The organism is Thioalkalivibrio sp. XN8 (assembly GCF_011058255.1).
Taxonomy (GTDB): Bacteria; Pseudomonadota; Gammaproteobacteria; order Steroidobacterales; family XN24; genus XN24.
Window position 1 is genome coordinate 71,923 of sequence record NZ_JAALFH010000034.1, and the last position, 6,462, is coordinate 78,384.

The window sequence follows — 6,462 nt, forward strand, 5'->3', positions numbered from 1 at the left end:
GCTTTTCCCCATCACGCTGCGAGCCCTTCATCGAGGGCTTCTTCGAAATACCTGTCCACCAGCTCCAACTGCGCGCGCGCACTATCGACCCGAACGAAGCGCTGCCGGAGCGATTCCCCGCCCGGTCGTCCGGCCAGGTACCAGCCGAGGTGCTTGCGTGCTGTCCTGACGCCGCGAGCCTCGCCGTAAAAGCGGTGCAGTGCGTCGAGGTGGCCAAGAATGATATCACGGACCTCGGCGACGCCGGGCGGCTCGAGCGGCTGCCCGGTCTGCAGCAGGTGGCGGATCTCGCGGAAGACCCACGGCCGCCCCTGGGCGGCGCGGCCGATCATCACGCCGTCGGCGCCGGTGGCTGCGAGCACGGCGCGTGCTTCCGCGGGCGTGCTGATGTCCCCATTGGCGATCACCGGAATCCGGACGGCGGCCTTGAGTGCCCGGATGCTGTCGTACTCGGCGCGGCCGCCGTAGCGGCAGGCGCGCGTGCGGCCGTGCACGGCGATGGCGGCGATGCCGGCATCCTCGGCGAGACGCGCCACGCGGAGCAGGTTGCGCTGCTCCGGGCTCCAGCCAGTGCGGGTCTTCAGGGTCACCGGCACGCCGAGGGGCTCCACCGCGGCGACCACCGCCGCCAGGATCTCCGCCACCAGGCGCTCGTCCCGCAGCAGCGCGGAACCGGCGGCGCGGTTGCAGACCTTCTTCGCCGGGCAGCCCATGTTGATGTCGATGACCTGCGCGCCGAGCGCCACGTTGGCCCGTGCCGCGGCCGCCATCATCGCCGGCTCGCCGCCGGCGATCTGCACCATCACCGGGTCGCCCTCGCCGGCGTGGTCCAGGCGATGGCGGCTTTTCGGCGTGTCCCACAGGCGCTGGTCGGCGCTGACCATCTCGGTCGCGGCGTAACTCGCGCCGAGGCGGCGGCACAGCGCGCGAAACGGGCGGTCGGTGACCCCGGCCATGGGCGCCAGCGCGACCACGGGAGCGGCGAACTCGTAGGGACCGATGCGCATCCGGGCCGGACGCCGCCGCTCAGCGCGCGGCTTCAGCGCCGCAAACCAGGCCCTGCGAGCCCGACTCGAGGCAGAATTCGATCCTGAAGCCCTCGGCCCGCGCGCCCGGGTCCGGCACCTCGAGCGTGGTCCGCACGCGTGCGCCCGCCGGCAGCCGTCGGCCCTTCGCATACCCTTCCAGGTACTGCGCCGGCTCGATGTCGTGGCTGCCGACGCGGCGGCCGAAGCGGTCCTCCAGCACTACGCGCAGGACCGGGTAGGGCTGGGCGAAATCGGCCCCGTTGAGGAATTCGACCGCGACCACCAGCCGCTCGGGCTGGGCGGGATCGGCGCCGGCCTCCCACTTGAGCGCCTGGAACTCGCCCGGCTGCCAGCGCGCCGTCGCCTCCAGGCCGAGCGTCGCGTACACCGGGCCCAGGATGGCGGCGCCCACCGGGTCGCGCAGGAGGTTGCCGCGCTGGGAGTGCGCCCAGGCGCCGCCGAGTATCAGCAGCGTGAGCACCACGACGAGCAGCAGGGGCCAGCGCCGCCGCCGCGGCTTGAGCTCGGCGAACTCGGGCAGGTCTTCGGGGTCGATCGGCTCGTCGCCCACAAACGGTTCGCGCGCCGGGCGCTCGTCCAGCCCGGCCTCGTCCTCCCGCGTTTCGTCCGGCGTCCCGAAATCCGCGCTGACCGGGGGCTCGTCCAGCGGCTCGTGTTCCGCCTCGCCCCAGTCCACGGCCTGTTCCGGGGGCTCGTCGCCTGCGTCCACGGGCTGCTCGTCGTCGACCAGGAACGCCTCAGCAGGCTCGTCCCCGGTGTCGTCGTCCCCCCAGGGCGCAGGCTCGCCAACGGCGTGGTCTTCCCAGTCTTCTTCGATGGCCTCGTCGAGCTCGTCTTCCGGCTCCCATTCCTGCCGGGCTTCGGGCTCCGCCGGGGACCAGGTCGCGGGCTCGGGTTCGGGCTCCAGCTCGGGTTCGGGCTCCGGTTCGGGCGCTGGCTCCGGGTGCGGCTGCGGCACCAGCGCTGGCCCGGCTTCCAGCTCCGGCTCCTCGGGGCCGATCAGCGACTCCAGTTCCTCGAGGAAATCATCCTCGTCCCGGGCGCCGATCTCGTCGACCTCGAAGAGCGCGTCCGCCTCGAGTTCAGTCTCCGGGGCCGCGGGCGGAGGCCTGGATACGTCCGTCGGCGGCGTCTCGCTGAGCGAGGAGAGGGCGTCGAAACTGGCGTGGCACTCGCCGCACACCACCGCGCCGTCGGCCGCGCGCAGTTCCGCGGCGGAGATATGGAATACCGTCAAGCATTCGGGACAACGCGTAAACATCAGTCTTCGACCTTCCTCCGGCCCGCCAGCCTGGCCCAGCCCGCGCGGACCGTCGGCGGCTCCAGCTCGAACCATGGCGCGGCGCCGGCCGCCAGTGCGTCGGCCTGTTCCGCCAGCACGCCCGACAGCACCAGCTGCCCGCCTGGCCTGAGCAGGGCGGCAAACCCGGGCAGCAGGGCCTGGAGCGGGCCGGCCAGGATATTGGCGAGCAGGATATCCGCTTTCCGCTCCGCGAGCACGGTTTCCAGCTCCTCTGGCGGGCAGGTTTCGAGCCGCTCCCCGACCTTGTTGGCGGCCGCGTTGGCGGCGGTCGCCTGGAGCGCCTGGGGATCCAGGTCGATGCCGATTGCCGCAGCGGCGCCGAGCTTCAGCGCGGCCAGGGCGAGGATGCCCGAGCCACAGCCGTAGTCGATCACCAGCCGGCCGGCCAGCGGGGCGGGCCCGGCCGGCGCCCGGGCGTCCAGCCACTCCAGGCACAGTGCGGTGGTGGGATGCGTGCCGGTGCCGAAGGCCAGGCCGGGATCCAGCCTGACCACGATGGCGCCTGCGGGCGCCTCGTGGCCGTGCGGCACCACGGCCAGCCGGGTCCCGAAGCGCAGCGGCCGGAAGTCGCGCAGCCACTCCCGTTCCCAGGCCCGGTCCGGCAGGCCGGAAGGACGCCACTCGATTCCGGGGTCCAGCCGCGACAACTCGGCGAGCACGCGCAAGGCGTCGGTCTCCGCCGCGAACAGGCCGGTGATGCGGAGCTGCGGCCACAGCGGCGTCTCGCCCGGCGCCGGCTCCAGCACCGGCTGGTCCTCGGCGTCGAGCAGGGTGACCGCGATGGCGCCTGCCGCCAGCAGCTGCGCCTCCGCCGCCTCGGCTGCTTCGCGCGCCAGCACGGCGGAAACCTCGAGCCAGTCCGAGCGCGCCGGAACGGGTGCCACCGGCCAGGTTGCCCGGCCCTAGAGGCCCAGGCGCTTCTCGAGGTAGTGGATGTCGGTGCCGCCGGCCTTGAAGGCGCTGTGGCTGAAGATCTCCTGGTGCAGCGGGATGTTGGTGCGAATCCCCTCCACCACGATCTCCTCCAGCGCGGTCTGCATGCGGGCCAGGGCCGACTCGCGGGTCGGCCCGTGGGCGATCAGCTTGCCGATCATGCTGTCGTAGTAGGGCGGCACCTGGTAACCGGAGTACACGTGGCTGTCGACGCGGATGCCGGGCCCGCCCGGAGCATGCCATTGCCGCACCGGGCCGGGACTCGGCATGAAGGTCTTCGGGTCCTCGGCGTTGATCCGGCACTCGATGGCGTGGCCCCGGAGCACGATGTCTTCCTGGCGCAGCCGCAGCGGCTGCCCCGCCGCGATCCGGAACTGCTCCTGCACGATGTCGATGCCGGTAATCATCTCCGTCACCGGATGCTCGACCTGCACCCGCGTGTTCATCTCGATGAAGAAGAACTCGCCGTCCTGGTACAGGAACTCGAACGTGCCCGCGCCGCGATAGCCGATCTCGAGGCAGGCGTCCACGCAGCGCTGGCCGATGGCAGCCCGCTGTGCTGCGGTGATCCCGGGGGCGGGGGCTTCTTCGACGACTTTCTGGTGGCGGCGCTGCATCGAGCAGTCGCGCTCGCCGAGATGGACGGCGCGCCCCTGGCCGTCGGCGAGGACCTGGAACTCGACGTGGCGCGGCCGCTCCAGGAACTTCTCCAGGTACACGGTTTCGTTGCCGAAGGCCGCCAGCGCCTCGCCGCGGGTCACCGTGATGGCGTTGACCAGGGTGGCGTCGGAATGGACCACGCGCATGCCCCGGCCGCCGCCGCCGCCCGCCGCCTTCACCAGCACCGGGTAGCCGATGGCGCGGGCGATCTTCAGGTTCTCTTCCGGGTCGTCGCCCAGCGGCCCGTCGGAGCCCGGGACGCAGGGCACGTCGGCGGCCTTCATGGCACGGATCGCGGAGACCTTGTCGCCCATCAGGCGGATGGTCTCGGCACGCGGGCCGATGAAGATGAAGCCGCTGTTCTCGACCCGCTCGGCGAAATCGGCGTTCTCCGACAGGAAGCCGTAGCCGGGATGGATGGCCACCGCGTCGGTGACCTCGGCGGCGCTGATGATCGCCGGCATGTTGAGATAGCTCTGGGCCGAGGGCGGCGGGCCGATGCATACCGACTCGTCGGCCAGCAGCACGTGCTTCTGGTTGCGGTCGGCCGTGGAGTGCACGGCCACCGTCTTGATGCCGAGCTCACGGCAGGCGCGCAGGATTCGCAGCGCGATCTCGCCCCGGTTGGCGATGACGACCTTTTCCAGCACGGGCTGCTACTCGATGACGAATAGCGGCTGGTCGAACTCGACCGGCTCGCCGTTCTCGGCCAGGATGGCGACGACCGTGCCGGCCGCATCGCTCTCGATCTGGTTCATCATTTTCATCGCCTCGATGATGCAGAGCGTGTCGCCCACTTCGACCTTGCTGCCGATCTGGACGAAGGGCTTGGCGCCCGGCGTCGGCGCGGAATAGAAGGTGCCGACCATCGGCGCCGCCACCGTGTGCCCGGCGGGAGGCGGCGGCGGCGCGGCTGCGGGTTCGCCGCCGGCCGGCTGGGCCGGGGCCGCGGCCACGTAACTCACCGGCTGCGGCGGCGGCGCCCAGGCCGGCGCGGCGGAGTGGCGGCTGATGCGGACCGACTCCTCGCCCTCGTGGATCTCGATCTCGGCGATGCCCGATTCCTCGAGCAGTTCGATCAGTTTCTTGACCTTGCGTATGTCCATGCTCAGTTCCTAGGCGTCGCCGCGCAGCAGTGCGTCTGCCGCGCGGATGGCGAGTTCGTAGCCGAGAGGGCCGAGGCCGGAGATCACGCCGGCCGCGACGGCGGAAAAGTAGGAGCGCCGGCGAAAGCCCTCGCGGCCATGCACGTTCGACAGGTGGACCTCGATGAAGGGTATGCCCACCGCCGTCAGCGCGTCGCGCAGGGCGACGCTGGTGTGGGTGAAGGCGGCCGGGTTGATCACGATCGCGCCGACGCCCTCGGCCGCCGCCGCCTGCACCCGGTGCACGAGCTCGTGCTCGGCGTTCGACTGCATGGCGTCCAGCTCGTGACCGAGTTCTGTCGCCAGGGCCCGGCATCGCTGCTCGATCGACTCCAGGGTCACCGTGCCGTAGAGGTCGGGTTCCCGGTTGCCGAGCAGGTTGAGGTTGGGCCCGTTCAGGAGCAGGAGGCGACTCATGGTGCGTACTCGTCAAACTCCGGCATGTTCCGGCTAGATGGCCGCAAGTCTATAACTTTTAGCCGCAAGTTTGCACAAGATAGACGCTGCGCCGCAGCAGGTTCAAAGCAGGTCGGCGAGGATTTTCTCGATCTCTGGGCGATGGATCTCGCCGGTGTGGACGTGGCGGATCCGGCCTTCTCGGTCCAGGAAGGCCGTGAAGGGCAGGCCGATGAAGTTGCCCGCATAGGCCTGGGCCAGGTTCATGGCCTCTTCCTGGCCGACCACGACGGGGTAATTGAATTCGAACCCGGTGGCGAACTCCGCCACGGCCTCGGTCTCGTCGACGGCGATGCCGATGACGGTGACTCCACGGTCGCGGTACTCGTGCTGGATCTCCACCAGCAGCGGGATCTCGCGGATGCACGGCGGGCACCAGGTGGCCCAGAAGTTGACGACCTGGATGTCGCCCCGCCATTCGTCGCTGGAGCGGGGGGTGCCGGCCAGGTCCGGCAAGGTGAAGGCGGGCGCCGGCCGCGCCGCTTCCTGCCCGGCGGCCATGAACTGGTAGAGCACGAAGCCGCCCACGCCGGATGCCAGCAGCAGCAGGACCAGCGCGGCGGTCTTTCTCACGGCTGTCCTCCGGCGGCGCTGCGCGCCGCGCTGACGTGCGCCGCGAAGCGCTCCGCCGGCACGAAGCCGAGCAGCCGGTAGGGCCGCAGCTCCTCGCCGTCGGGACCGAAGAAGAGGATGGCGGGCGGGCCGAAGATACCGAAGCGGTTCATCAGCTCGCGGTCGGCCGCATCGTTGGCGGTGACGTCGGCCTTGAGGAGCACCGCCTCGGCAAGCGCCGCCTGCACCACCGGCTCGGGAAAGGTGTAGCGCTCCATGCGCTTGCAGTCCACGCACCAGTCGGCATAGAAGTCGAGCATCACCGCCCGGCCGCTGCGGCCGGCCGCGACCAGCTCGCGTTCGA

8 protein-coding genes are annotated in these 6,462 nt (G+C 71.0%); all 8 read right to left on the minus strand.

The window, feature by feature from the left end:
• Positions 1-11 precede the first annotated feature (11 nt).
• On the minus strand, positions 12-1,007 hold the full coding sequence (gene dusB / locus G6N75_RS04255; RefSeq protein ID WP_165346911.1) for a tRNA dihydrouridine synthase DusB: 996 nt from the start codon (positions 1,005-1,007) through the stop codon (positions 12-14).
• 19 nt (positions 1,008-1,026) lie between these two features.
• The gene (locus G6N75_RS15430; protein ID WP_346765488.1) at positions 1,027-2,385 is read right to left on the minus strand and encodes a zinc-ribbon and DUF3426 domain-containing protein; all 1,359 of its coding nucleotides are present in this window, start codon (positions 2,383-2,385) and stop codon (positions 1,027-1,029) included.
• Positions 2,310-3,236, minus strand: coding sequence for a 50S ribosomal protein L11 methyltransferase (prmA, locus tag G6N75_RS04265; protein WP_165346915.1), 927 nt, complete (start codon positions 3,234-3,236; stop codon positions 2,310-2,312). The genes G6N75_RS15430 and prmA overlap by 76 nt, the downstream gene beginning before the upstream one ends.
• Before the next feature lie 18 nt (positions 3,237-3,254).
• Positions 3,255-4,595 (minus strand): acetyl-CoA carboxylase biotin carboxylase subunit, encoded by a 1,341-nt coding sequence (gene accC / locus G6N75_RS04270; RefSeq protein ID WP_165346917.1) that lies wholly within the window; start codon positions 4,593-4,595, stop codon positions 3,255-3,257.
• 6 nt (positions 4,596-4,601) lie between these two features.
• A complete protein-coding gene (gene accB, locus G6N75_RS04275; protein WP_165346919.1) occupies positions 4,602-5,051 on the minus strand; it encodes an acetyl-CoA carboxylase biotin carboxyl carrier protein in 450 nt (149 codons plus the stop codon).
• 9 nt (positions 5,052-5,060) lie between these two features.
• Positions 5,061-5,507 (minus strand): type II 3-dehydroquinate dehydratase, encoded by a 447-nt coding sequence (gene aroQ, locus G6N75_RS04280; RefSeq protein WP_165346921.1) that lies wholly within the window; start codon positions 5,505-5,507, stop codon positions 5,061-5,063.
• 102 nt (positions 5,508-5,609) lie between these two features.
• On the minus strand, positions 5,610-6,119 hold the full coding sequence (locus G6N75_RS04285; RefSeq protein WP_165346923.1) for a TlpA disulfide reductase family protein: 510 nt from the start codon (positions 6,117-6,119) through the stop codon (positions 5,610-5,612).
• The coding region (locus G6N75_RS04290; RefSeq protein ID WP_165346925.1) for a thioredoxin family protein at positions 6,116-6,462 on the minus strand (347 nt) is incomplete at its 5' end. The genes G6N75_RS04285 and G6N75_RS04290, both read right to left, overlap by 4 nt.